Raw genomic sequence first — 21,399 nt, 5'->3', positions numbered from 1 at the left:
GGGAAATCGCCTTTCCTAGAGTCAACTTTCTTTGGCCAACTGTCCTCACTGTCCACTATGCATTTTCCACATCGTCCTCCGTTCATGGCACCAGCGCTGAAAGCGGTCACCGCGGCTGTGGCCAGTGCCGTGCTCCTGTCGTCTGCCGCGCATGCCGCGGGCCTCGGGAAGCTGACGGTGCTGTCGGCGCTCGGCCAGCCGCTGCGCGCCGAAATCGAACTGACGACGACCGCTGGCGAGGACGTGTCCAGCATGGCCGTGAAGCTGGCTTCCCCGGAAGCCTTCCGTACGGCCAACATCGAATTCAACCCGGCGCTGCTGTCGCTGCGCTTCAGCGTCGAGCAGCGCGCCGGACGCCCCTATATCCGCGTCAGTTCCGGCCAGCCGCTGAACGAGCCCTTCGTCGACATGCTGATCGAGCTGTCCTGGAACAGCGGACGCCTGGTGCGCGAATACACCTTCCTGCTCGACCCGGCCGAATTACGCGCCACCCAGCCGGCCCAGGCCGCGCCGGCGGCGCCAACGCGACCGGCGCCGCAAGCGCCGGCGGCGCCGGTCACGCCGGCCGCACCCCAGGAGGCGCGACGCGACACGGCCGCACCGGCGCCGCGCGCCGCCGCGGCGGCAAGCGCAGCAGCAGCACCAGCAACAGCGGCGCAGCCGCCGTCCAGCTACCGCGTGCGGCGCGGCGACACCCTCGGCAAGATCGCGGCGCGACTGAAGCCCGCCGACATCTCGCTCGACATGATGCTGGTGGCCCTGTACCGCGCCAATCCGGATGCCTTTATCGGTAACAACATGAACCGCCTGAAGTCGGGCCAGATCCTGGCGGTGCCCGATACCGACGCCATGCGCAGCGGCGGTGGCGAAACCGAAGCGCGCGGCGTGGTCGTCGCGCATGCGGCCGACTTCAATGCCTACCGCAACAAGCTGGCGGGGCAGGTGGCGAACGCGGCGCCGCAGCGCACGCCGCAGGCGGGCCAGAGCGCGTCCGGCAGGATCACCGCCAAGGTCGAGGAAGGCCCGACCGCGGCCAGGGAAGCGCAGGACCAGTTGCGCCTGTCGAAAGCGACCCAGGCGGCCGGCGGCACGGGCGGCGACACCGCCAGCGCCGAGGACGCGATCGCGCGCGAACGCGAGCTGGCCCAGGCCCAGGAACGGGTGAAGGAACTCGAGCGCAACGTCAGCGAGCTGGAACAGATGATGACGGTGAAGAGCCGGGCCGGCAGCGAGGCGCAGAATGCCGCCGCCGGTGCCGACGCCGGCAGCGACGCCGAGGCGGCCGCCCCCGCGCCCGCCCGGCCGGTAAAGCCGGCCACGCCCGCCGCCAGCGCCAAGCCGAAGGCGCCGGCTCCCGAAGAGAAGGGGCTCGCCGACACCCTGATGGACAACATCAACTACGTCGCCGGCGGCGCCATCGTGCTGCTGCTGGCGGCACTCGGCATCTCGCAGCGCCGCAAGAAGCGCCAGGAGGAGGCGCGGCCGGTGGTGGCCGAGCCCTCGGTGCTGGGCGTGCCGGGCCAGGCCGCGCACTCGCTGTACTCGGAAACGGGCGGCCAGAGCGTCGATACCAGCAACAGCGTGTTCAACTCGAGCTTCGCGCCCTCCGCCTCGCAGCTCGATACCAATGAAGTCGACCCGGTCGCCGAAGCCGACGTGTATATCGCCTATGGCCGCGATGCCCAGGCCGAGGAAATCCTGAAGGAGGCGCTGCGCACCCATCCGGAACGCCATCCGGTGCGCCTCAAGCTGCTCGAGATCTACGCCGCGCGCAAGGACCTGCGCGCCTTCGAGGCCCAGGCCAGCGAACTGTTTGGCCTGACCCGCGGCCAGGGCGACGAGTGGGCCCAGGCGGCCGCGCTTGGCCTGGGCATCGATCCGTCCAATCCGCTGTACGCCGGCGCCGGGGCGGTCCCGGTGGCGCCCGTCCAGAGCCCGCAGGAGCGCGACCAGCAGTCGCTGCTGTCGAAGCAGCTCGAAGACGCCTTCCGCGGCGGCGCGCCGGCGGTCGGCGCGGCCTATGCGATGTCGGCGGCCGACCTGGACGACGCCCAGGACGCGACCGCCGTGCCGGCACAGGACGCGGCGCACGATGACAACGCGCTCGACTTCGACCTGGGCGACCTGAGTTTCGAGCCGGTGGGCGCGGGCGAGCCGGAACAGGCTCCGGAGAGCGACGACACCGCCGTGCCGGACCTCGATTTCGTGCTCGACCCCGTCACTCCGGCCGACCTGCAGGAGGCGCCGGCGCCGGCAGCGTCCGCCGAGGAGCCCTTCGACCTGGCCTTCGACATGAGCTTCGCCGATCCGGAAGCGCCGGCTGGCGCGCCGCCGGCCGAGGCACCGGTGGACGCGGCGGCGCCGAACACCGACATCGACCTGGCCGGCCTGGCCGCCGAGTTCGACCTGCCGCCGCTGCCGGCGGTGGAGGAAGACACGGTGGCCGCGGCCGCCGAAGAGGATCCGCTGTTCGACCTCGACATGATGGACTTCGGCCAGCCGGCCACGCCGGCCGCGGCCAGCGCGGTGGCCGAGGCGACGCCTTTCCACGACCAGATGCTGGAGCAGCTCGGCCCTGAGAATGCGGTGGCGCCGGCAGTGCCGGCGGCCGGGGATCCGCTGTTCGACCTCGATGCCATGGACTTCGGCGATCCGGCCGACACGACCGCTGCCCCGGCCGCACCAACCGCGTCGGCCGCGCCGGCACCATTCGCGCCTTTCGAGTTCGACGTTGCGCCCGCCGCCGGCGCGCTGGACGATCCGTTCGCGCTGCCCGAGCCATCCGCCCCGGCACCGAAGGACGCGGCCTTCGACCTGGCCGACATCGACCTCGACCTGCCTGCCCTCGACATGCCGGCGGCGCCGGCGGCGCCGGGGGCAGGCGCGGCCTCCGAACCCGCACTGGAAGCGGCAGCGCTGTCGCCGGAACTCATGGAAATGGAAACCAAGCTCGACCTCGCACTCGCCTACCAGGAAATCGGCGACAAGGAAGGCGCACGCGAGCTGCTCGATGAAGTCATCAAGGGTGGCAACAGCGAACAGGTGAGCAAGGCCAGCGCAATGCGCTCCCTGCTGGCGTGAGGCGCATCGCACTGGGTGTCCAGTATGTCGGCACCGACTGGAACGGCTACCAGAAGCAGCCGGCGCGCAACACGGTCCAGGACCGGCTCGAGATCGCCCTCGAGCGCTTCGCCTGCACGCCCCTGAATACCACCTGCGCCGGCCGCACCGACGCCGGCGTGCACGGCATCGAGCAGGTGGTCCACTTCGACACGGAACTGGACCGCGCCATGCAGAGCTGGGTGCGCGGCGTGAACGCCTTCCTGCCCGATTCGATCGTGGTGCGCTGGGCCCACGAGGTCGCGCCCGATGCGGACGGCAACGAATTCCATGCGCGCTTCTCGGCGCGCGCGCGCACCTATCACTACGTGCTCTACAACCACCCGAACCCGTCGGCGCTGCTGGCCGGCCGGGCCGGCTGGGTGTTCCGCCCGCTGGACGTGGAGCGCATGGTGCAGGCCGGCCAGCACCTGATTGGCGAGCACGATTTCTCGGCCTTTCGCGCTTCCGGCTGCCAGGCCAATTCGCCGGTCAAGCAGATGCACGAGGTGAGCATCCGGCGCTACGGCGACGTGCTGGTGTTCACGGTACGCGCCAGCGCTTTTCTCCACCACATGGTGCGCAACATCGTCGGCTCGCTGATCTACGTGGGCACCGGCCGCAACGAGCCGGACTGGATGAAAGAGGTGCTGGAGAGCCGCTCGCGCGACGTCGCGGCGCCGACCTTCATGCCGGACGGCCTGTATCTCGCCAAAATCGATTACGATCCCAAGTGGGGCCTGCCCCAGGAGCCTGCGCACCCTTTGCCCTGGCTGTAAGTTCGAGGATCGTCATGCAACGCACCCGTATCAAGATTTGCGGCATCACGCGCGAGGAAGACCTGCGCGCGGCCGTCAGTGCCGGCGCCGACGCGCTTGGTTTCGTCTTCTATCCAAAAAGCCCGCGCTACGTCACCCCGCAGCAGGCGGCCGACCTGTGCCAGGCGCTGCCGCCCTATGTGAGCGCGGTCGCGCTGTTCGTCAACGCGACGCTGGACAAGGTGAGGGCGGTCGCTGCAGCGGCGCCGCTGGCGCTGATCCAGTTTCACGGCGACGAAACGGTCGAAGAGTGCGCAACGCTTGCCGCCGCCGTCCAGCGTCCTTTCGTGAAAGCCTTCCGGGTCAGGCCGGACACAAGCCCGGACGAACTGCTAGAATACGAGCGTAGATACCGCGCCGCCAGTCCCTGGTTCTCCGGCCTGTTGCTGGATACCTGGGTGGACGCCTACGGCGGCGCAGGAAAGGCATTCGATTGGTCTCTCGTCCCAAAAGAGCTCGCGCCTCGGGTCGTTTTGAGTGGTGGCTTGAACGTACAAAACGCGACTGACGCGGTGCTACGTGTTCGCCCGTTCGCGGTCGACGTCAGCAGTGGCGTCGAAGCGCAGAAGGGCATCAAGGATGCCCGCAGGATTGATGACTTCATCAAGGCCGTGCGGGCCGCCGACGCCATCCATTCGAGTGAGAACCATCATGAAAGATCGTCCTAGCGGAAACGCTCCGCTGTTCAAGAACACTGGCTACCAGTTGCCCGACAGGTCGGGACACTTCGGCCCCTATGGCGGCAGCTTCGTCGCCGAGACCCTGTCGCATGCGCTGGCCGAGCTGAACGAGGCTTACGCGCGCTATTCGCAAGACCCCGCATTCCTCGAAGAATTCCGCTATGAACTGGCCCACTTCGTCGGCCGTCCGTCGCCGGTGTACCACGCGCGGCGCTGGTCCGAACAGCTCGGCGGCGCCCAGATCTTCTTCAAGCGCGAAGACCTGAACCACACCGGCGCGCACAAGATCAACAACGTGATCGGCCAGGCCCTGCTGGCGCGCCGCATGGGCAAGAAGCGCATCATCGCCGAGACCGGCGCCGGCCAGCACGGCGTGGCCACCGCCACCATCTGCGCCCGCTTCGGCATGGAATGCGTGGTCTACATGGGCAGCGAAGACGTCAAGCGCCAGGCGCAGAACGTCTACCGCATGAAACTGCTGGGCGCAACCGTCGTCCCGGTGGAATCCGGCTCGAAGACCCTGAAGGACGCGCTCAACGAAGCGATGCGCGACTGGGTCACCAACATCGAGAACACCTTCTACATCATCGGCACCGTGGCCGGTCCCCATCCGTATCCGATGATGGTGCGCGACTTCCAGTCGGTGATCGGCGAGGAATGCCGGGTCCAGATGCCGGCCATGACCGGCCGCCAGCCGGACTACGTGCTGGCCTGCGTCGGTGGCGGCTCCAACGCCATGGGCATCTTCTATCCCTACATCGACGAGCCGGGCGTGAAACTGGTCGGCGTCGAGCCGGCAGGCGAGGGCCTGGGGTCGGGCAAGCATGCGGCTTCGCTCAGCGCCGGCATCCCGGGGGTCCTGCACGGCAACCGCACCTACCTGCTGCAGGACGACAATGGCCAGATCATCGAGACCCACTCGGTCTCGGCCGGCCTGGACTATCCGGGCGTGGGACCGGAACACGCCTGGCTGAAGGATATCCAGCGCGCGCAGTACGTGACCATCACGGACGACGAGGCTCTGGCGGCCTTCCACGACTGCTGCCGCATCGAAGGGATCATCCCGGCGCTGGAATCCTCGCACGCGATCGCCTACGCGACGCAGCTGGCGGCCACGCTGCCGAAGGACCAGCTGATCCTGGTCAACCTGTCGGGCCGCGGCGACAAGGACATGCACACGGTGGCGCAGAGGATGGGGCTGGATTTCAGCTGACCGTCTTCCCGCAGCTTCGTGAACTTTTAAAGGATAGAACAGCATGTCCCGTATTGCATCGACCTTTGCCGCCCTCAAGGCGCAGAACAAGACCGGCCTGGTCACTTTCATCACCGCCGGCGACCCCGGTCCCGACCTGACCGTGCCGCTGATGCACGCCCTGGTGGAGGGCGGCGCCGACGTCCTCGAACTGGGTGTGCCGTTTTCCGATCCGATGGCCGAAGGCCCGGTGATTCAGCGCGCCTGCGAGCGCGCACTGAAGTTCAACGTCGGCCTGCACGACGTGTTCGGCTTCGTGCGCGCATTCCGCGAGACGAACACGACGACCCCGGTGGTCCTGATGGGCTACGCCAACCCGATCGAACGCATCGGCCCCGACAACTTCATCCGCTGCGCGAAGGAAGCCGGTGCCGACGGCGCGATCGTGGTCGACTATCCGCCCGAAGAGTGCGCAGCCTTTGCCGAGGCCATGCGCGCGAACGGCCTCGACCTGGTCTTCCTGCTGGCCCCCACCTCGACCACCCAGCGCGTGCAGCAGGTGGCGCGCTACGGCAGCGGCTTCAGCTACTACGTCTCGCTCAAGGGCGTGACCGGGGCGGGCAGCATCGATACGGAAGACGTGGCGCGCCGGGTGGGCGCGATCCGCGAGCACGTCAAGCTGCCGATCGGGGTCGGTTTCGGCATCCGCGATGGCGCCACGGCGCGCGCGGTGGCGCAGGTGGCGGATGCGGTGGTGATCGGCAGCCGCATCATTCAGGAGCTGGAATCGGTGCCGCGGGAAGGGGCGGTTGAGGCGGTGCGCGCCTTTACCTCCGGCATCCGCAGCGCGCTCGACGCCTGAGCTCGCTGGAAACGGGGCGCCTGCGTGGCGTCCCGTTTTACGCGCCATGAATGGGATGTCGCCGGGGCATTCCCGAATGCCACGGCCTGGGTTACATTGGTGAGGTAGCAATCCGTCAATCAACCCACCAGGCACGCCATGAAAAAGCAGATCGTCAACGTTTCCATTCTTCAATCCGCCAAGGTCATGGCGGTCATCTACCTGGTGCTGTCGGTGCCGATGGTGCTGCTGATGGCCATCCCGGCCATGGCATCCGGCCAGGGGTTTTCGCTCGGCATGCTGGTCCTGATGCCGGTCCTGTACACCGTCTTCGGCTTCATCTTCACCGCCTTGGGCGCCTGGGTGTACAACCTCGTCGCCAGCAAGATCGGCGGCTTCGAATTCACCACCACCGACGTCCATTAACAATGAGGGTCAGAGTCGAATTGTTGGGAAAGATTGCAGAGTTTCCCAATAATTCGACTCTGACCCTATTTGAGGCGCGGGTAATTGCTCGACAATTTGACTCTGACCCCAATCTTGGCAGGAAGATAATTGGTGGGGCGACATCATTCGACAAGCGGGGCGCTTGCGGCTACACTACCGCCACTTCGAAGACTTGCCGCAAGGAGAAAAGATGAGTTGGCTAGAAAAACTGCTGCCCCCACGGATCCAGCGCTCCGATGCCGCCAAGAGCAAGACCATGCCCGAAGGGCTGTGGGTCAAGTGCCCGTCGTGCGAATCGGTGCTGTACCGCGCCGACCTGGAAACCAACCAGCACGTTTGCCCCAAGTGCGACCATCACATGCGCATCCGCGCCCGCGAGCGCCTCGATGCGCTGCTCGACGAGGGCGGCCGCTATGACATCGGCCAGGAAGCCCTGCCGGTCGATACCCTGAAGTTCAAGGACAGCAAGAAATACCCGGACCGCCTCAAGCAGGCCATGGACGCCACCGGCGAAACCGATGCCCTCATCGTGCAGGGCGGCTCGATCATGAGCCTGCCGGTCGTCGTCGCCTGCTTCGAATTCGAATTCATGGGTGGCTCGATGGGTTCGGTCGTCGGCGAGCGCTTCGTGCGCGGCGCCCAGGTGGCGCTGGAACAGAAGGTGCCTTTCATCTGCATCACCGCCACCGGCGGTGCCCGCATGCAGGAAGGCCTGCTGTCGCTGATGCAGATGGCCAAGACCACCGCCATGCTGACCAAGCTGTCGGAGAAAAAGCTGCCCTTCATCTCGGTGCTGACCGACCCGACCATGGGCGGCGTCTCGGCCTCGTTCGCCTTCATGGGTGACGTCGTCATCGCCGAGCCGAAAGCCCTGATCGGCTTCGCCGGCCCGCGCGTGATCGAGAACACCGTGCGCGAGAAGCTGCCGGAAGGCTTCCAGCGCGCCGAATTCCTGGTGCAGAAGGGCGCCGTCGACATGATCGTCGACCGCCGCAAGATGCGCGAAGAAATCGCCCGCCTGCTGGCGCTGCTGCAAAACCAGGCCGCCGACGCGCTGGCCTGAGTGACAGCTTAACCTCCCATCCGGTGCGGACGCCTCGGCCTCCGCACCCGTGCTCTCCGCACGCATACCGAAGTTCATCCAATGCCACCTCTCCCGACCACCTTGCCCGACTGGCTGGCGCTGCTCGAGTCGCGCCATGCCGAAACCCACATCGACATGGGCCTGGACCGCGTGCGCGCCGTCAAGGAGCGCCTGCAGCTGGCCTTCGATTGCCCCGTGATCATGGTAGCGGGCACCAATGGCAAGGGCTCGACCTGCGCCATGCTGGAAACCGTGCTGCTGCAGTCCGGCTACCGCGTCGGCCTGTACATCAAGCCGCACTTCCTCGACTTTAACGAGCGTGCCCGCATCAACGGCGAGATGGCGAGCGACGCCGCGCTGGTGCAGGCTTTCGAGGCGGTCGAGCGCGTGCGCGGCGAGGTGCCGCTGACCTATTTTGAATTTACCACCCTGGCGATCATGCACCTGATCGCGCATGCCGGCGTGGACGTGGCCATCCTCGAGGTCGGCCTGGGCGGACGCCTGGACGCCGTCAACGTGATCGACGCCGACGTGGCGATCGTCACCAGCGTCGACATCGACCATACGGCCTACCTGGGCGATACCCGCGAACAGATCGGCTTCGAGAAGGCGGGCATCTTCCGGCCCGGGAAGGCCGCGATCTGCAGCGATCCGGTGCCACCGGCAACGCTCATCAAGCATGCCGAGGACATCGGCGCCGACCTGTGGCTGCTGGGGCGCGACTTCAACTACCAGGGCGACCAGCAGCAGTGGAGCTACGGCGGTCGCACGCAGCGCCGCAACGCGCTGGCCTATCCGGCCCTGCGCGGCGCCAACCAGCTGCTCAACGCCTCGGCCGCGCTGGCCGCGCTCGAAGTGTTGCGCCTGCAGCTGCCCTGCGGCGCCCAGGAAGTGCGCGCCGGCCTCGCCATGGTCGAGCTGCCGGGCCGCTTCCAGGTGCTGCCGGGGCGCCCGACCCAGGTGCTGGACGTGGCCCATAACCCCCACGCCGCCGCCGCGCTGGCCCACAACCTCGGCAACATGGGCTTCCACCGCTACACCTATGCGGTGTTCGGCATCATGGAAGACAAGGACATCGACGCCGTGATCGCCCCGCTGAAGGGCATCGTCGACCACTGGTGCGTGTGCGGGCTGCCTTCGGCGCGCGCGAGCGACCCGCAGCAGCTGGCGCACAGGCTGGCGGCGCTGGCGCCGGCCGGCGCGAAAGAAGGCGAGTTCTCGGTGACCGCCTTCGCCACGCCGGCCGAGGCCTATGCAAACGCCGTGAGCCGGGCAGGGGAGAATGATAGAATTGTGGTCTTTGGCTCGTTCTACACGGTCGCCGGCGTGATGGCGGCCCGCAAATCCTCTCTACACTGACTCTAGAATCGCATGGGCTTGTTCTCGTTCGGTAGCAAAAACAGGCAAGACACGGTCCGGGACAGCGGCCATTTCGTCAAGGACGACGATGCCGCCTATGGCCAGCAGGCCCGCGCCAAGCGCGCCTCGCACGCCGGCGACGGCGCGCGCCGCGGACGTGGCGCCGACCCCATCCTCCCCGAAAAGAAGCGCGCCCGCCGCCGCCTGGTCGGTGCGATCGCGCTGGCGCTGGCGGCCGCGGTCGGCCTGCCGATGCTGCTCGATTCCGGGCCCCAGCCACTCGGCGCCGATATCGCCATCAACATTCCTGCCAAGGACAAGGCCGCGCCGCTGCCGGTGCCGGCCGCCGCCAGCGTCGATAGCGGCGAGGAGATCGTCGAGCCCGAGGCCACCGAGCCGGCGCCGGCCGATCCGCCGCCCCTGCGCACGCTCGATACCCCGGCTCCTTCCCCGGTACCGAAGCCGGAAGCGAAGCTGGAGTCCGGCACCGTCACGCCGGCGCCGCTGAAACACGAAACGCCGCCCGAACCGAAGCGCGAACCGAAGGCCGAGGCCCCGACCAGGCTCGCCGAACAGGAAGCGAAGAAGCCGGCAGTGAAGCCGGCCGAGCCGAAACCGGCCGAAGCACGCCCGCGCCAGGACGATGCCGCGCGCGCCATCGCCATCCTCGAAGGCAAGCCGGCCAGCGCGGCTGGCCCGGTCCAGAAATACGTGGTGCAGGTGGCGGCGCTGGCGACCCAGGAAAAGGTCGACGAATTGCAGGGCCGCCTGCGCGCGGCCGGCGTGTCTTCCTTCACCGAGAAATCCGGTTCCCTGATCCGGGTGCGCGTGGGCCCGTACACCAAGGAAGAGGGTGAGAAGATCCGTTCGAAGCTCATCGGCATGGGCCTGTCCGGCAGCCTGATGCCGCTCTGAACGGGAAGGTGCGCGGGGCGTGACGATTTTCGATTACCTGGTGCTGTTCGTGCTGGGCGCGTCCGTCATCATTTCCACCTTGCGCGGGCTGGTGAAGGAAATCCTGTCGCTGCTGGGCTGGATCGTGGCCTTCGTCGTGGCCAACGCCTACGGCGCGCAGCTGGCGCCCCTGCTGCCCGGGCTGCTGCCGGGCGAGACGGCGCGCCTGATCTCGGCCTTCATCATCCTGTTCCTGGGCGTGCGGATACTGATGGGCCTGCTGTCATTGGCGATTGGCGCCCTGATCACGGCCACCGGGCTGAGCCTGGCGGACCGTGGTCTGGGAGGCCTGTTCGGCCTGGCGCGCGGCATTGTAATCGTGCTGAGCGCCGTCATATTGTGCGGGATGACTGCCATCCCGCAACAGGATTTCTGGAGGAACGCGCTGCTCTCGCCAATGGCGGAAACCGGGGCGCGCACGGTGAAACCTTTCCTTCCTGCTGCACTGGCGCAGCACATCCATTTTTAGATTCGTTTTGACATTCTTGTAATCAGGCAGTCCAGTTCTAGGAGCGCACCATGTGTGGCATCGTCGGCGTCGTCTCGCACAATCCCGTCAACCAGCTTCTCTATGACGCATTGCTGCTGCTGCAGCACCGCGGCCAGGACGCTGCGGGCATTGCAACCAATCACAGCAGCATGTTCTCGATGTACAAGGCCAATGGCCTGGTACGCGACGTGTTCCGTACGCGCAATATGCGCTCGCTGCAGGGCAATACCGGGATCGGCCATTGCCGCTACCCGACCGCCGGCTCGTCCAGCGAAGAGGAAGCGCAGCCCTTCTACGTGAACGCCCCGTTCGGCATCACGCTGGCCCACAACGGCAACCTCACCAACCAGGCCCAGCTCAAGGAAGAGCTGTTCCGCAACGACCGCCGCCACATCAACACCGATTCCGACTCGGAGGTGCTGCTCAACGTGCTGGCCCACGAGATCCAGGAAGCGGCCGACGGCTACAAGCTGGACAAGGACGCCGTATTCAAGGCTGTGGCCGCGGTGCACCGCCGCGTGCGCGGGGCGTACGCCGTGGTGGCGCAGATCGCCGGCCACGGCATGCTGGCCTTCCGCGATCCGTTCGGCATCCGTCCGCTGTGCCTGGGCGTGAACGAGGGCGAAGCCGGCCTTGAGTACCTGGTGGCGAGCGAATCGGTGGCGCTGGAAGGCCTGGGCTTCCGCTTCGTGCGCGATATCGCGCCGGGCGAGGCCGTGTTCATCGACAACGACGGCAACATGTCGCAGCAGCAGTGCGCCGAGAACCCCTCGCTGAACCCGTGCGCCTTCGAATACGTGTACCTGGCGCGCCCGGACTCGGTGATCGATGGCGCCTCGGTCTACGCGACCCGCCTGCGCATGGGCGAATACCTGGCCGACAAGATCCGCCAGGAGATCCCGGTCGAGGACATCGACGTGGTGATGCCGATCCCCGATTCCTCGCGTCCGGCCGCGATCCAGCTGGCGCTGAAGCTGGGCGTCGAATACCGCGAAGGCTTCATCAAGAACCGCTACATCGGCCGCACCTTCATCATGCCGGGCCAGGGCATGCGCAAGAAATCGGTGCGCCAGAAACTCAATGCGATCGCCTCCGAGTTCAAGGACAAGAACGTGCTGCTGGTGGACGATTCGATCGTGCGCGGCACCACCAGCCGCGAGATCGTGCAGATGGCGCGCGACGCCGGCGCGCGCAAGGTGTTCTTCGCGTCGGCCGCGCCGCCGGTGCTGTACCCGAACGTGTACGGCATCGACATGCCGACCCGCGACGAGCTGATCGCCCACGGCCGCACGGTCGAGGAAGTGTGCAGGGAGATCACGGCCGACCGCCTGGTCTACCAGGACATCGATGCGCTCAAAAAAGCGATCTCGGACGTCAACCCGGCCCTGACCAACTTCGAGGCATCCTGCTTCGACGGCGTGTATGTCACCGGCGACGTGACTCCGGAATACCTGGACCGCCAGGAATCCGCGCGCCACAGCCCGAAGACCGGCCAGGTCGAGGATCCGGTGCGCACGCAGCTCAACCTGAACACCCCGGCGGTGGCCGAGTAGGCGGGACGGCGACTGCCATGAGCGAAACGAACCCCTACGGCTTCACTACCACCATCCTGCACAACGACCGCCGCAAGCCGGTCGAGCAGGGCTCGCTGCACAAGCCGGTGCACACCTCGGTCGCCTTCGGCTACGGCGACGCGCGCCAGCTGGCGGCCGTGTTCCAGGGCCGGGAGCCGGGCTTCCGCTACGGGCGCCAGGGCAATCCGACCGTCGCCGCGCTGGAAGACAAGATCAGCAAGATGGAAGACGGCGTCGGCACCCTGTGCTTCGCCACCGGCATGGGCGCCATCGGCGCGCTGTTCCAGGCGCTCCTGAAGTCGGGCGACCATGTGGTCTCGTCCTCGTTCCTGTTCGGGAACACCAACAGCCTGTGGCAGACGGTGGCCGGACAGGGCGTGGCGGTAGACTTCGTCGACGCCACCGATGCCGCCAAGGTCGAAGCGGCGCTGCGGCCGGACACGCGCATCGTCTTCGTCGAGACCATCGCCAACCCGCGCACCCAGGTGGCCGACCTGGCGCGCATCGGCCAGCTGTGCCGCGAGCGCGGCATCCTGTACGTGGTGGACAACACCATGACCACGCCCTGGCTGTTCCGTCCCAGGGCGGTGGGGGCGGGCCTGGTGGTCAATTCGCTGACCAAGTCGATCGGCGGGCATGGCATCGCGCTGGGCGGCGCCCTGACCGACACCGGCCTGTTCGACTGGAGCGCGTATCCGAACATCGCCGCCAACTTCCGCAAGCAGGCGCCAGCGAACCAGGGCCTGGCCCAGCTGCGCGCCAAGGCCCTGCGCGACTTCGGCGCGGCGCTGGGGCCGGAAGCGGCGCACCATATCGCGGTGGGCGCCGAGACGCTGGCGCTGCGCATGGAGCGCACCTGCGCCAATGCGCTGGCGCTGGCGCGCATGCTGGAAGCCGATCCGCGCGTGGCCGCGGTGCACTACCCGGGCCTGGCCTCGCATCCGCAGCACGCCCTGGTGGGATCGCTGTTCCGCAGCGGCGGTTCGCTGCTGAGCTTCGAGCTGGTTGACGAGATCGATCCCTTCGACTACCTGAACCGCCTGAAACTCGGCATCCCGGCCAGCAACCTGGGCGATACCCGTACCCTGGTGATTCCGGTGGCGCACACGATCTTCTTCGAGATGGGGGCGGAGCGGCGCGCCAGCATGGGCATCGCCGAGTCCCTGATCCGCGTCTCGGTGGGGATCGAGGATACCGAAGACCTGCTGGCGGACTTCCGCCAGGCGCTTGCGTCCTGAGCACCCGAAACATCATCATGGCAGCCCGCGGGCTGCCATTTTTGTTTCAGCGGTTGAGCGGGGTACCGGCTTGCCCTTATCATGGGTCTTCTTTTGCCACTCCGAGCTGCCATGAAAACCAAGCTGTTCCTTGCATCCCTGCTGCTGTGCGGCGCCGCCCATGCCGGCGAACTGGACAACGCCAACGCCCTGTTCGAGAAGAAGGATTATGCGGGCGCGCTGAAGATCTATACGAAGCTGGCCGATGCCGGCAACCCGGAAGCACAGCAGGCGCTGGGCCAGATGTACTGGTACGGCGAAGCGGGTCAGGTGGACGAGGCCAAGGCCGAGGCGCTGTTCAAGAAATCGGCCGCCAAGGGCAACAAGGTCGCGGCCGCCTCGCTTGCGGTGATGGAGCAGCGCGTCAAGCGCCGCAAGGACATCGACTACTGGATCAGCGGCTACGACGGCGAAGACCTGAAATCGGGCGAATTCCGCTGCGCGACACCGCGCATTCCGACGATGTCGAAGATCAATGCCGACATCGACCGCATCGGCGCCGCCATCACGACCTGGCAGGATTGCTACAACCGGTACGTGACCAACCTGAACGCGGCCACGCCGCTCACCAAGCGCGTCCCCGACGACATCCGCAAGCTGATGAAGAAGGACGAGCTGGAAAAGTCGACCGCCTACCTGGAGCAGTTGCAGGCCAACCTGCAGGAAGAGGCGAAGGTGAGTTCGAAACTGGTGCTGGCCGACTTCGAGGCCTGGCGCAAGGCGACCGACGCCTATGTCTCCGAGCACAACAAGATGGTCAAGAGCAACAACTCGACCCTGCTGAAGGGTAAATAAAGGGCAAAAAAGGCAGGCATGCAGCCCAATGCCAGTCAGTGAAGGATGATCGTAGGGTGGGCGGCTCGTGATCCGGTCCACTGGACCGGATCACCCCACGCGGTGATCGACGTGATATGAACAGTCGCGCGGGCTGCAGTAGTGTAATTTGATCGCGTGGGCGGGAGACCCGCCCACGCTAAGGATGAGCAGCACCTCTTCACTGACAGGCAGTCCGCTAGTGTCAGTCTCAGCCTTAGTGCCAGCTGCGCATCAGCCCGACCGCCAGCCCTTCCAGCGCGAACTCGTCTTCTGGCTTTACCTGGATGACCTTGAAGTCCGGATTTTCCGGCAGCAGTTCGACCAGGTTTCCGGTCTTGCGGTAGCGCTTGACGGTGACCTCTTCGCCCAGGCGCGCCACCACGATCTGGCCGTTCTTGGCGCTGTCGATTTTCTTGACGGCAAGGAAGTCGCCGTCGCAGATGCCCGCATCGCGCATCGACCAGCCCTTGACCTTCAGCAGGAAGTCGGGACGGGCCGAGAACATCGCGGCATCGACGGAGTAGGTGGCTTCCACGTGTTCTTGGGCCAGGATGGGCGAACCGGCGGCGACGCGGCCGACCAGCGGCAGCGACATCATGAGATTCGGGGGCGGCATCGGGATCTGCTCGACCGAGGCGCCAACCAGGCGGATGCCGCGCGAGGTGCCTGGCGAGATCTCGATGGCGCCCTTGCGCGCCAGGGCCTGCAGGTGTTCTTCGGCGGCATTTGCCGACTTGAAACCCAGCTCGGCCGCGATTTCGGCGCGGGTCGGCGGAAAGCCGGTGTTTTCGATCGCTTCCTTGATCAGGTTCAGGATCTGTTCTTGCCTTACAGTGAGCTTGAGCATGGGTGGTCTACGGCATGAGTTATAAGAGCAGACTGTATTTTTGTACAGTATTCCCGGATGCGCAAGGGCAAACACGGGAAAACTGCAAAAAAATGCTGCAACGCGGGTCGCGTGCGCCCGATTGTGGCGTACGCCACGCAGTCGAAGGCGCCATCGCGACCATGACAGCCAGGTCCCGGTTCCCATCCGCGTGATTTTCCGGCTATAATGTCAGGCTTTCCCTTCCCACACTCGTCTTGACGCCGAGGTGGGCATTTGTTTAAACGTCCTCAAGGAGTGTTGCATGCGTCATTATGAAATCGTTTTTATCGTCCACCCGGACCAGAGCGAGCAAGTTCCGGCGATGATCGAGCGTTACAAGACCACGGTGACCAGCCGCGGCGGTAACATCCATCGCGTGGAAGACTGGGGCCGCCGTCAAATGGCGTACCAGATCCAGAAGCTGCCGAAAGCCCACTACATCTGCATGAACATCGAGTGCGACAACGAGACCCTGGTCGAGCTGGAAACCGCATTCAAGTTCAATGATGCCGTCCTGCGTCACCTGACCGTCAAGATGAAGAAGGCCGAAACCGCACCGTCGCCGATGATGAAGTCGGTCCAGCGCGAAGACGCAGCCAAGAGCCACCGCGCAGAAGCAGCAGCCGCTGCCCCGGCCGCAGCTGCTTAAGTTTTTCTCGGGAATTCGTAGAGCGCAGTGAATCAGTTCCAGCTCATCGCGACCATCGCGGAGCGAGACGTACTGCGTTTCACCCCGGCCGGCGTCCCCATCGTGGGCGCGATCCTGATGCACGATTCGCAGCAGGTCGAGGCCGGAGTGGCAAGGCAGGTCGCGTTTGAAATCCCTGCGCTCGGCGCGGGCGAGATTTCAGGCAGGCTGGAAAGCGCTGAACTCGGCGCCGCCTACCGCTTCGAAGGATTCCTCGCAAGGAAGAACCGCAACAGCAAAGCCTTGGTGTTTCACATCATTGATTTCAGTGCCGCGTAACAGTACCCGGCCTATTTAGATTACAGATACAGGAGCCTCAAAATGGCATTCGGTAAAAAGTTCGACAAAAACAAAGCCAAAGAAAAAATGAAGCGCAAACAGCAGAATCCGCTGTTCAAGCGCAAGAAATTCTGCCGCTTCACCGCCGCAGGCGTGGAACAGGTGGACTACAAGGACGTCGACACCCTGAAGGACTTCGTCCAGGAAAACGGCAAGATCATGCCGGCACGCCTGACCGGCACCAAGGCGCACTACCAGCGCCAGGTCGACACCGCCATCAAGCGCGCACGCTACCTCGCGCTGCTGCCGTACACCGACCTGCACAACGCTTAAATTGCGGCACGTCAGCTAGAAATCCTGGAGAAAAAAACATGCAAGTTATTCTGCTCGAAAAAGTCGTCAACGTCGGCAACCTGGGCGACGTCGTCAAAGTCAAGGACGGTTACGCACGTAATTTCCTGATCCCGCAAAAGATGGCGCGCCGCGCCACCCAGGCCGCCGTGGCCGAGTTCGAAGTCAAGCGCGCCGAACTGGAAAAAGCAGCAGCTGAAAAGCTGTCGGCTGCCCAGGCGCAAGGCGACAAGCTGAGCGGCATGACCGTCACCATCGCCCAGAAGGCGGGCGTGGACGGCCGTCTGTTCGGTTCGGTCACCAACTTCGACATCGCCGAAGCCCTGAGCAAGCAAGGTTTCGCCGTCGAGAAGTCGCAAGTCCGCATGCCGACCGGTCCGCTGAAGACCACCGGCGAGTTCCCGGTCGCCGTCGCGCTGCACACCGACGTCGTCTCGGAAATCACCATCGCGGTGGTGGGCGAAGCTGCCTAAGCAGTTGTTGTATAAATGAAAAAGCCGGGTTCGCCCGGCTTTTTTTATTCCTGGAAACTCGCCAATTATTTCAGCCGGATGACCGGAAACGGTATAATGCCCGCCATGAATTCCCCATCCGATCCGCAAGTCGATTCCCTGCGCATCCCACCGCATTCCATCGAAGCAGAGCAGTCCGTCATCGGCGGCCTCCTGCGCGACAATGCCGCGTGGGACCGCATCGCCGACTTCATGCACGCGGAGGATTTCTACCGCTACGACCACCGCATCATCTTCGAACAGATGGTCCGCCTGATCAACGCCGGCAAGCCAGCCGACGTGATCACGGTCTATGAAGCCTGCAACATGCTGGGCAAGGCCGAGGAAGTGGGCGGCCTGCAATACCTGAACGCGATGGCGCAGAACACGCCCTCGGCAGCGAACATCCGCCGCTATGCCGAGATCGTGCGCGACCGCGGCATCCTGCGCAACCTGATCACGGTGGCCGACGAAATCTCGGGCAACGCCTTCAACCCGCAGGGCAAGGAAGTCAAGCAGATGCTCGACGAAGCCGAGTCGAAGATCTTCGCGATCGCCGAGACCGGCGCGCGCGGCCAGCAGGGCTGGAACCCGATCCAGCCACTGCTGACCCAGGTGGTCGAGCGCATCGACGAACTGTATTCGCGCGAGAACCAGGGCGAGATCACCGGCGTGCCGACCGGCTTCATCGACCTCGACCGCATGACCTCGGGCCTGCAGCCGGGCGACCTGGTCATCGTCGCCGGCCGTCCCTCGATGGGCAAGACCGCGTTCTCGGTCAACATCGGCGAGAACGTGGCGATCGAAGCCGGCCTGCCGGTGGCCGTGTTCTCGATGGAGATGGGCGGCGCCCAGCTGGCCATGCGTATGCTCGGCTCGGTCGGCCAGCTCGACCAGCACCGCCTGCGTACTGGCCGCCTGAACGACGAGGACTGGCCGCGCCTGACGCACGCCATCCAGAAGATGAACGACGCCCAGCTCTACATCGACGAGACCCCGGCGCTGAACCCGATCGAGATGCGCGCCCGTGCGCGGCGCCTGGCGCGCCAGTGCGGCAAGCTGGGCCTGATCATCGTCGACTACCTGCAGCTGATGCAGGGCAGCCAGCCGGGCGACAACCGGGCAGCCGAGATTTCCGAGATCTCGCGTTCGCTCAAGGGCCTGGCCAAGGAACTGCATTGCCCAGTCATCGCACTGTCCCAGCTGAACCGCTCGCTGGAACAGCGACCCAACAAACGACCCGTCATGTCCGACCTGCGCGAATCGGGCGCTATCGAACAGGATGCGGACGTTATCATTTTCCTGTATCGCGACGAGGTCTACAACCCCGACTCGCCTGATAAGGGAACCGCCGAGATCATCATCGGTAAGCAGCGTAACGGCCCGATCGGGGCGATTCGCCTTACCTGGATCGGCTCCTATACCAAGTTTGGCAACTACAGCGGCAACCTCGCCATCTACCAGGGCGACTAAGCCGCACATTCGAAGTCAATGTACTTTGCCGCCGCCAGTCCTGGCGGCGGTGGCGAAGTCCCAAGAGATTCATAACGGAGAACAATATGTTTGGACGCCTGATGCCCCAGGAGGGCAAATTTTTCGACCTGTTCAACCAGCACGCCGCGCTGTGCGTGAAAGGTGCGCAGGAAATGGTCGGCCTGATGACCCATTTCGACGACCTGGAAAACCGCACCCATGCGGTGGAGAGCATCGAGAAACAGGCGGACAAGATCACCTACACCACCGTCGACCTGCTGCACAAGACCTTCATCACCCCGATCGACCGCGACGACATCCACAAGCTGATCACCAGCATGGACGACATCCTCGACATGATGGAAGACGCAGCCCAGACCGTGTCGCTGTATGACCTGCACGCGGTGACCCCGGAAGCGGCACGCCTGGCCGAGCTGTGCCTGTCGGCCTGCAAGAAGGTACAGGAAGCCGTTTCCCTGCTGCACGACATGGGCAACGCCCAGAAGATCGTCGCCATCTGCGAAGAGATCGACCGCTTCGAGTCGGATGCCGACCACGTGATGCGCGCCGCCATGTCCAAGCTGTTCCGCGACGAGCCGGACGTGCGCAACCTGATCAAGATGAAAGCGATCTACGAGATCCTCGAGACCGTCACCGACCGCTGCGAAGACGTGGCGAACATTGTCGAAGGCATCATCGTCGAAAACGCGTAACGGTCAACCGCGCCACGCGCACAACAAGAATAAACATGGAAACTATAACCATCAGCATTTACGTGCTGGGCTTCCTGGTGCTGCTGGCACTGGTGTTCGACTTCATGAACGGCTTCCACGATTCGGCGAACTCGATCGCCACCGTGGTGTCGACCGGTGTCCTCAAGCCGCAGCACGCGGTGGCCATGGCTGCCTTCTTCAATTTCATCGCCATCTTCGTGGTGAACATGAAAGTCGCCCAGACCATCGGCAAGGGCACCATCGACCCGCATGTGGTCGACCACTACGTGATCTTCGGCGCCCTGGTCGGGGCGATCACCTGGAACATCATCACCTGGTACTACGGCATCCCGTCCTCGTCCTCGCACGCCCTGATCGGCGGCCTGGTCGGCGCGGCCGTGGCCAAGGCCGGCACCGGCTCGCTGGTCTCCGGCGGCCTGATCAAGACCGTGGCCTTCATCGTGGTGGCGCCGCTGCTCGGCTTCGTGCTGGGTTCGATCATCATGCTGATCGTGTCCTGGCTGTTCGTGAAATCGACCCCGCGCAAGGTCGACACCTGGTTCCGCCGCCTGCAGCTGGTCTCGGCCGCCGCCTACTCGCTGGGTCACGGCGGCAACGATGCGCAGAAAACCATGGGCATCATCTGGATGCTGCTGATCGCGGCCGGCTACGTCAGCGCCAGCGATACGCATCCGCCGGCCTGGGTCATCATTTCCTGCTACGCGGCGATCGCCTTCGGCACGCTGTTCGGCGGCTGGCGCATCGTCAAGACCATGGGCCAGAAGATCACCAAGCTCAAGCCGGTCGGCGGCTTCTGCGCGGAAACCGGCGGTGCCATGACCCTCCTGATGTCGAGCTTCTTCGGCATCCCGGTCTCGACCACCCACACCATCACCGGCGCGATCGTCGGCGTGGGCGCCTCGCAGAAAGCCTCAGCGGTGCGCTGGGGCGTGGCGGGCAACATCGTCTGGGCCTGGATCTTCACCATCCCGGCATCCGCCTTCATGGCTGCGATTGCCTGGTGGATCGGCACCCATATCATGTAAGCGCGCCCGCTGTGGCGGGCCACCAAAACAAAAGGCCAGGATTCCTGGCCTTTTGTTTTTCGCGATCAGCAGATGGGCGGACCGGACGCCGCCTTCCGCGTCTTGCCGGGCGCGCGGCGTAGTGGCTTACTGGCCAGGCGGCAGTTCTGGCGCCGTGCCCGGATTCATGCGCGCGCTTTCAAGCTCGACGGCGCTCATGGTGCTGACCACGCTCGTGCCTTCGCCCTTCTTGCGTGGAATATTACTGCCGGTGGGGACATAGCGTCCTTCCGCCGCCACGTTCTCGCCCGCGGATGGAGCGTAGTAGGCGCAACCGCCCAGCAGGGTGCTGGCCGCGGCGGCCATCATCAACTTCTTCATCTTGGTACTGCTCCTTTTCTGTCGATTTGTGAGAGGCGCTTGCCGCCCCTGGCTTACCAGTAGCGTGAACCCTGTCCCGAGGACATCATGGCGCGCGCGTTCTCGGTCTCCTGCTTGGGAACGGTGCCGATCAGGGTCGGACCCAGCCCCTCGCCATCCTTGCGCTTGATAAAGGTGCCGGTCGGCGCATAGCCGCTGGTATCGGCGACCTTCGCGCCCGGTGGGTTGGAACCCGGGCTGGCGCAGCCGGCCAGCATGCCACAGGCCAATGTCAGGCCCAAGCCAAGAATGTTCTTCATCACCGCTCACCTCCTTTCAAGGGCGATCCAGGCGCCATGCATGGATCGCCGATTACTGAAACTGGCCTCAGCCATTGTAGTGTTACATCAAGGTAAAAAACCTTTTTTTGGCTCTTCGACCTGCAATTACCCTGTCAGGATGGAGCGCGGGCGCAAAAAAACCAGGAGCGTTGCCGCGCCTGGTTCCGCTACCGGACAGG

The 21,399-nt window shown here is 65.1% G+C and carries 23 protein-coding genes; 20 read left to right on the top strand and 3 right to left on the bottom strand.

Translation table 11 applies throughout. From position 1 onward, the window contains the following. Window positions 1-129: 129 nt before the first annotated feature. From LCI23_RS01620 to LCI23_RS01560, 13 genes are all read left to right on the top strand, one after another. Window positions 130-3,081 carry a FimV/HubP family polar landmark protein gene (locus LCI23_RS01620; protein WP_224942899.1) on the top strand — a complete coding sequence of 984 codons (2,952 nt, stop codon included), beginning with the start codon at window positions 130-132 and terminating at the stop codon, window positions 3,079-3,081. After that, window positions 3,078-3,878, top strand: a complete 801-nt coding sequence (truA, locus tag LCI23_RS01615) for a tRNA pseudouridine(38-40) synthase TruA (protein ID WP_224942896.1) — start codon at window positions 3,078-3,080, stop codon at window positions 3,876-3,878. Before LCI23_RS01620 ends, truA begins: the two co-directional genes overlap by 4 nt. Then, the gene (locus LCI23_RS01610; RefSeq protein ID WP_268824691.1) at window positions 3,869-4,585 is read left to right on the top strand and encodes a phosphoribosylanthranilate isomerase; all 717 of its coding nucleotides are present in this window, start codon (window positions 3,869-3,871) and stop codon (window positions 4,583-4,585) included. Before truA ends, LCI23_RS01610 begins: the two co-directional genes overlap by 10 nt. Next, window positions 4,569-5,810: a tryptophan synthase subunit beta gene (gene trpB, locus LCI23_RS01605; RefSeq protein WP_224942875.1), complete on the top strand. Its 1,242-nt coding sequence runs from the start codon at window positions 4,569-4,571 to the stop codon at window positions 5,808-5,810. The genes LCI23_RS01610 and trpB overlap by 17 nt, the downstream gene beginning before the upstream one ends. Window positions 5,811-5,853: 43 nt before the next feature. Continuing rightward, on the top strand, window positions 5,854-6,651 hold the full coding sequence (gene trpA, locus LCI23_RS01600) for a tryptophan synthase subunit alpha (RefSeq protein ID WP_224942871.1): 798 nt from the start codon (window positions 5,854-5,856) through the stop codon (window positions 6,649-6,651). Window positions 6,652-6,789: 138 nt separating this feature from the next. Further along, window positions 6,790-7,056: a hypothetical protein gene (locus LCI23_RS01595; protein WP_224942868.1), complete on the top strand. Its 267-nt coding sequence runs from the start codon at window positions 6,790-6,792 to the stop codon at window positions 7,054-7,056. 211 nt (window positions 7,057-7,267) lie between these two features. Continuing rightward, complete coding sequence (gene accD / locus LCI23_RS01590; RefSeq protein ID WP_224942865.1) at window positions 7,268-8,140, top strand: acetyl-CoA carboxylase, carboxyltransferase subunit beta; 873 nt, start codon at window positions 7,268-7,270, stop codon at window positions 8,138-8,140. Between the two features lie 81 nt (window positions 8,141-8,221). After that, window positions 8,222-9,520 (top strand): bifunctional tetrahydrofolate synthase/dihydrofolate synthase, encoded by a 1,299-nt coding sequence (gene folC, locus LCI23_RS01585; RefSeq protein ID WP_224942862.1) that lies wholly within the window; start codon window positions 8,222-8,224, stop codon window positions 9,518-9,520. A gap of 12 nt (window positions 9,521-9,532) precedes the next feature. Then, on the top strand, window positions 9,533-10,435 hold the full coding sequence (locus LCI23_RS01580; protein ID WP_224942860.1) for an SPOR domain-containing protein: 903 nt from the start codon (window positions 9,533-9,535) through the stop codon (window positions 10,433-10,435). 19 nt (window positions 10,436-10,454) lie between these two features. Next, window positions 10,455-10,943, top strand: coding sequence for a CvpA family protein (locus LCI23_RS01575; RefSeq protein WP_224942858.1), 489 nt, complete (start codon window positions 10,455-10,457; stop codon window positions 10,941-10,943). 50 nt (window positions 10,944-10,993) lie between these two features. Beyond that, window positions 10,994-12,517 carry an amidophosphoribosyltransferase gene (gene purF / locus LCI23_RS01570; protein ID WP_224942854.1) on the top strand — a complete coding sequence of 508 codons (1,524 nt, stop codon included), beginning with the start codon at window positions 10,994-10,996 and terminating at the stop codon, window positions 12,515-12,517. A gap of 17 nt (window positions 12,518-12,534) precedes the next feature. Beyond that, window positions 12,535-13,776, top strand: a complete 1,242-nt coding sequence (locus LCI23_RS01565; protein ID WP_224942850.1) for a cystathionine gamma-synthase family protein — start codon at window positions 12,535-12,537, stop codon at window positions 13,774-13,776. A 111-nt stretch (window positions 13,777-13,887) separates the two neighbouring features. After that, window positions 13,888-14,610, top strand: a complete 723-nt coding sequence (locus LCI23_RS01560) for a tetratricopeptide repeat protein (RefSeq protein ID WP_224942849.1) — start codon at window positions 13,888-13,890, stop codon at window positions 14,608-14,610. A gap of 235 nt (window positions 14,611-14,845) precedes the next feature. Here LCI23_RS01560 and lexA read toward each other — a convergent pair whose 3' ends face one another. Next, on the bottom strand, window positions 14,846-15,478 hold the full coding sequence (gene lexA, locus LCI23_RS01555; protein ID WP_224942848.1) for a transcriptional repressor LexA: 633 nt from the start codon (window positions 15,476-15,478) through the stop codon (window positions 14,846-14,848). A gap of 283 nt (window positions 15,479-15,761) precedes the next feature. Here lexA and rpsF point away from each other — a divergent pair, with 283 nt between their 5' ends. The 7 genes from rpsF to LCI23_RS01520 all read left to right on the top strand — a co-directional run bounded on the left by rpsF (window position 15,762) and on the right by LCI23_RS01520 (window position 20,540). Beyond that, window positions 15,762-16,148, top strand: a complete 387-nt coding sequence (gene rpsF, locus LCI23_RS01550) for a 30S ribosomal protein S6 (RefSeq protein WP_020656856.1) — start codon at window positions 15,762-15,764, stop codon at window positions 16,146-16,148. A 27-nt stretch (window positions 16,149-16,175) separates the two neighbouring features. After that, window positions 16,176-16,466, top strand: coding sequence for a primosomal replication protein N (gene priB, locus LCI23_RS01545; protein WP_027866748.1), 291 nt, complete (start codon window positions 16,176-16,178; stop codon window positions 16,464-16,466). A 42-nt stretch (window positions 16,467-16,508) separates the two neighbouring features. After that, window positions 16,509-16,799 (top strand): 30S ribosomal protein S18, encoded by a 291-nt coding sequence (gene rpsR, locus LCI23_RS01540; protein WP_027866749.1) that lies wholly within the window; start codon window positions 16,509-16,511, stop codon window positions 16,797-16,799. 38 nt (window positions 16,800-16,837) lie between these two features. Beyond that, a complete protein-coding gene (gene rplI / locus LCI23_RS01535; RefSeq protein ID WP_224942846.1) occupies window positions 16,838-17,290 on the top strand; it encodes a 50S ribosomal protein L9 in 453 nt (150 codons plus the stop codon). Between the two features lie 105 nt (window positions 17,291-17,395). Further along, window positions 17,396-18,781, top strand: coding sequence for a replicative DNA helicase (locus tag LCI23_RS01530; protein ID WP_224942844.1), 1,386 nt, complete (start codon window positions 17,396-17,398; stop codon window positions 18,779-18,781). A gap of 86 nt (window positions 18,782-18,867) precedes the next feature. After that, window positions 18,868-19,494 (top strand): DUF47 domain-containing protein, encoded by a 627-nt coding sequence (locus tag LCI23_RS01525; RefSeq protein ID WP_224942841.1) that lies wholly within the window; start codon window positions 18,868-18,870, stop codon window positions 19,492-19,494. A 35-nt stretch (window positions 19,495-19,529) separates the two neighbouring features. Continuing rightward, complete coding sequence (locus tag LCI23_RS01520) at window positions 19,530-20,540, top strand: inorganic phosphate transporter (RefSeq protein ID WP_224942834.1); 1,011 nt, start codon at window positions 19,530-19,532, stop codon at window positions 20,538-20,540. 126 nt (window positions 20,541-20,666) lie between these two features. Here the strand turns inward: LCI23_RS01520 and LCI23_RS01515 are convergent, their stop codons facing one another. Next, a complete protein-coding gene (locus LCI23_RS01515; protein WP_224942832.1) occupies window positions 20,667-20,900 on the bottom strand; it encodes a hypothetical protein in 234 nt (77 codons plus the stop codon). A 53-nt stretch (window positions 20,901-20,953) separates the two neighbouring features. Then, window positions 20,954-21,199, bottom strand: coding sequence for a hypothetical protein (locus LCI23_RS01510; RefSeq protein WP_224942830.1), 246 nt, complete (start codon window positions 21,197-21,199; stop codon window positions 20,954-20,956). Window positions 21,200-21,399 lie beyond the last annotated feature (200 nt).

This window comes from Massilia sp. MS-15, assembly GCF_020176695.1.
GTDB classification, from domain to species: domain Bacteria; phylum Pseudomonadota; class Gammaproteobacteria; order Burkholderiales; family Burkholderiaceae_D; genus Telluria; species Telluria hydrophila.
The sequence above is the reverse complement of the archived record's forward strand: the minus strand, read 5'-3'. Positions and strand labels throughout refer to the sequence as shown.

What these genes read in the sequence shown, in the direction of transcription:
- LCI23_RS01520 (WP_224942834.1), top strand. Translation starts at nt 19,530, where the DNA reads ATGGAAACTATAACCATCAGCATTTACGTGCTGGGCTTCCTGGTGCTG.
- LCI23_RS01510 (WP_224942830.1), bottom strand. Translation starts at nt 21,199, where the DNA reads ATGAAGAACATTCTTGGCTTGGGCCTGACATTGGCCTGTGGCATGCTG.
- rplI (WP_224942846.1), top strand. Translation starts at nt 16,838, where the DNA reads ATGCAAGTTATTCTGCTCGAAAAAGTCGTCAACGTCGGCAACCTGGGC.
- accD (WP_224942865.1), top strand. Translation starts at nt 7,268, where the DNA reads ATGAGTTGGCTAGAAAAACTGCTGCCCCCACGGATCCAGCGCTCCGAT.
- LCI23_RS01565 (WP_224942850.1), top strand. Translation starts at nt 12,535, where the DNA reads ATGAGCGAAACGAACCCCTACGGCTTCACTACCACCATCCTGCACAAC.
- LCI23_RS01595 (WP_224942868.1), top strand. Translation starts at nt 6,790, where the DNA reads ATGAAAAAGCAGATCGTCAACGTTTCCATTCTTCAATCCGCCAAGGTC.
- trpA (WP_224942871.1), top strand. Translation starts at nt 5,854, where the DNA reads ATGTCCCGTATTGCATCGACCTTTGCCGCCCTCAAGGCGCAGAACAAG.
- folC (WP_224942862.1), top strand. Translation starts at nt 8,222, where the DNA reads ATGCCACCTCTCCCGACCACCTTGCCCGACTGGCTGGCGCTGCTCGAG.
- rpsF (WP_020656856.1), top strand. Translation starts at nt 15,762, where the DNA reads ATGCGTCATTATGAAATCGTTTTTATCGTCCACCCGGACCAGAGCGAG.
- rpsR (WP_027866749.1), top strand. Translation starts at nt 16,509, where the DNA reads ATGGCATTCGGTAAAAAGTTCGACAAAAACAAAGCCAAAGAAAAAATG.
- LCI23_RS01530 (WP_224942844.1), top strand. Translation starts at nt 17,396, where the DNA reads ATGAATTCCCCATCCGATCCGCAAGTCGATTCCCTGCGCATCCCACCG.
- LCI23_RS01580 (WP_224942860.1), top strand. Translation starts at nt 9,533, where the DNA reads ATGGGCTTGTTCTCGTTCGGTAGCAAAAACAGGCAAGACACGGTCCGG.
- lexA (WP_224942848.1), bottom strand. Translation starts at nt 15,478, where the DNA reads ATGCTCAAGCTCACTGTAAGGCAAGAACAGATCCTGAACCTGATCAAG.
- purF (WP_224942854.1), top strand. Translation starts at nt 10,994, where the DNA reads ATGTGTGGCATCGTCGGCGTCGTCTCGCACAATCCCGTCAACCAGCTT.
- LCI23_RS01525 (WP_224942841.1), top strand. Translation starts at nt 18,868, where the DNA reads ATGTTTGGACGCCTGATGCCCCAGGAGGGCAAATTTTTCGACCTGTTC.
- trpB (WP_224942875.1), top strand. Translation starts at nt 4,569, where the DNA reads ATGAAAGATCGTCCTAGCGGAAACGCTCCGCTGTTCAAGAACACTGGC.
- LCI23_RS01560 (WP_224942849.1), top strand. Translation starts at nt 13,888, where the DNA reads ATGAAAACCAAGCTGTTCCTTGCATCCCTGCTGCTGTGCGGCGCCGCC.
- LCI23_RS01515 (WP_224942832.1), bottom strand. Translation starts at nt 20,900, where the DNA reads ATGAAGAAGTTGATGATGGCCGCCGCGGCCAGCACCCTGCTGGGCGGT.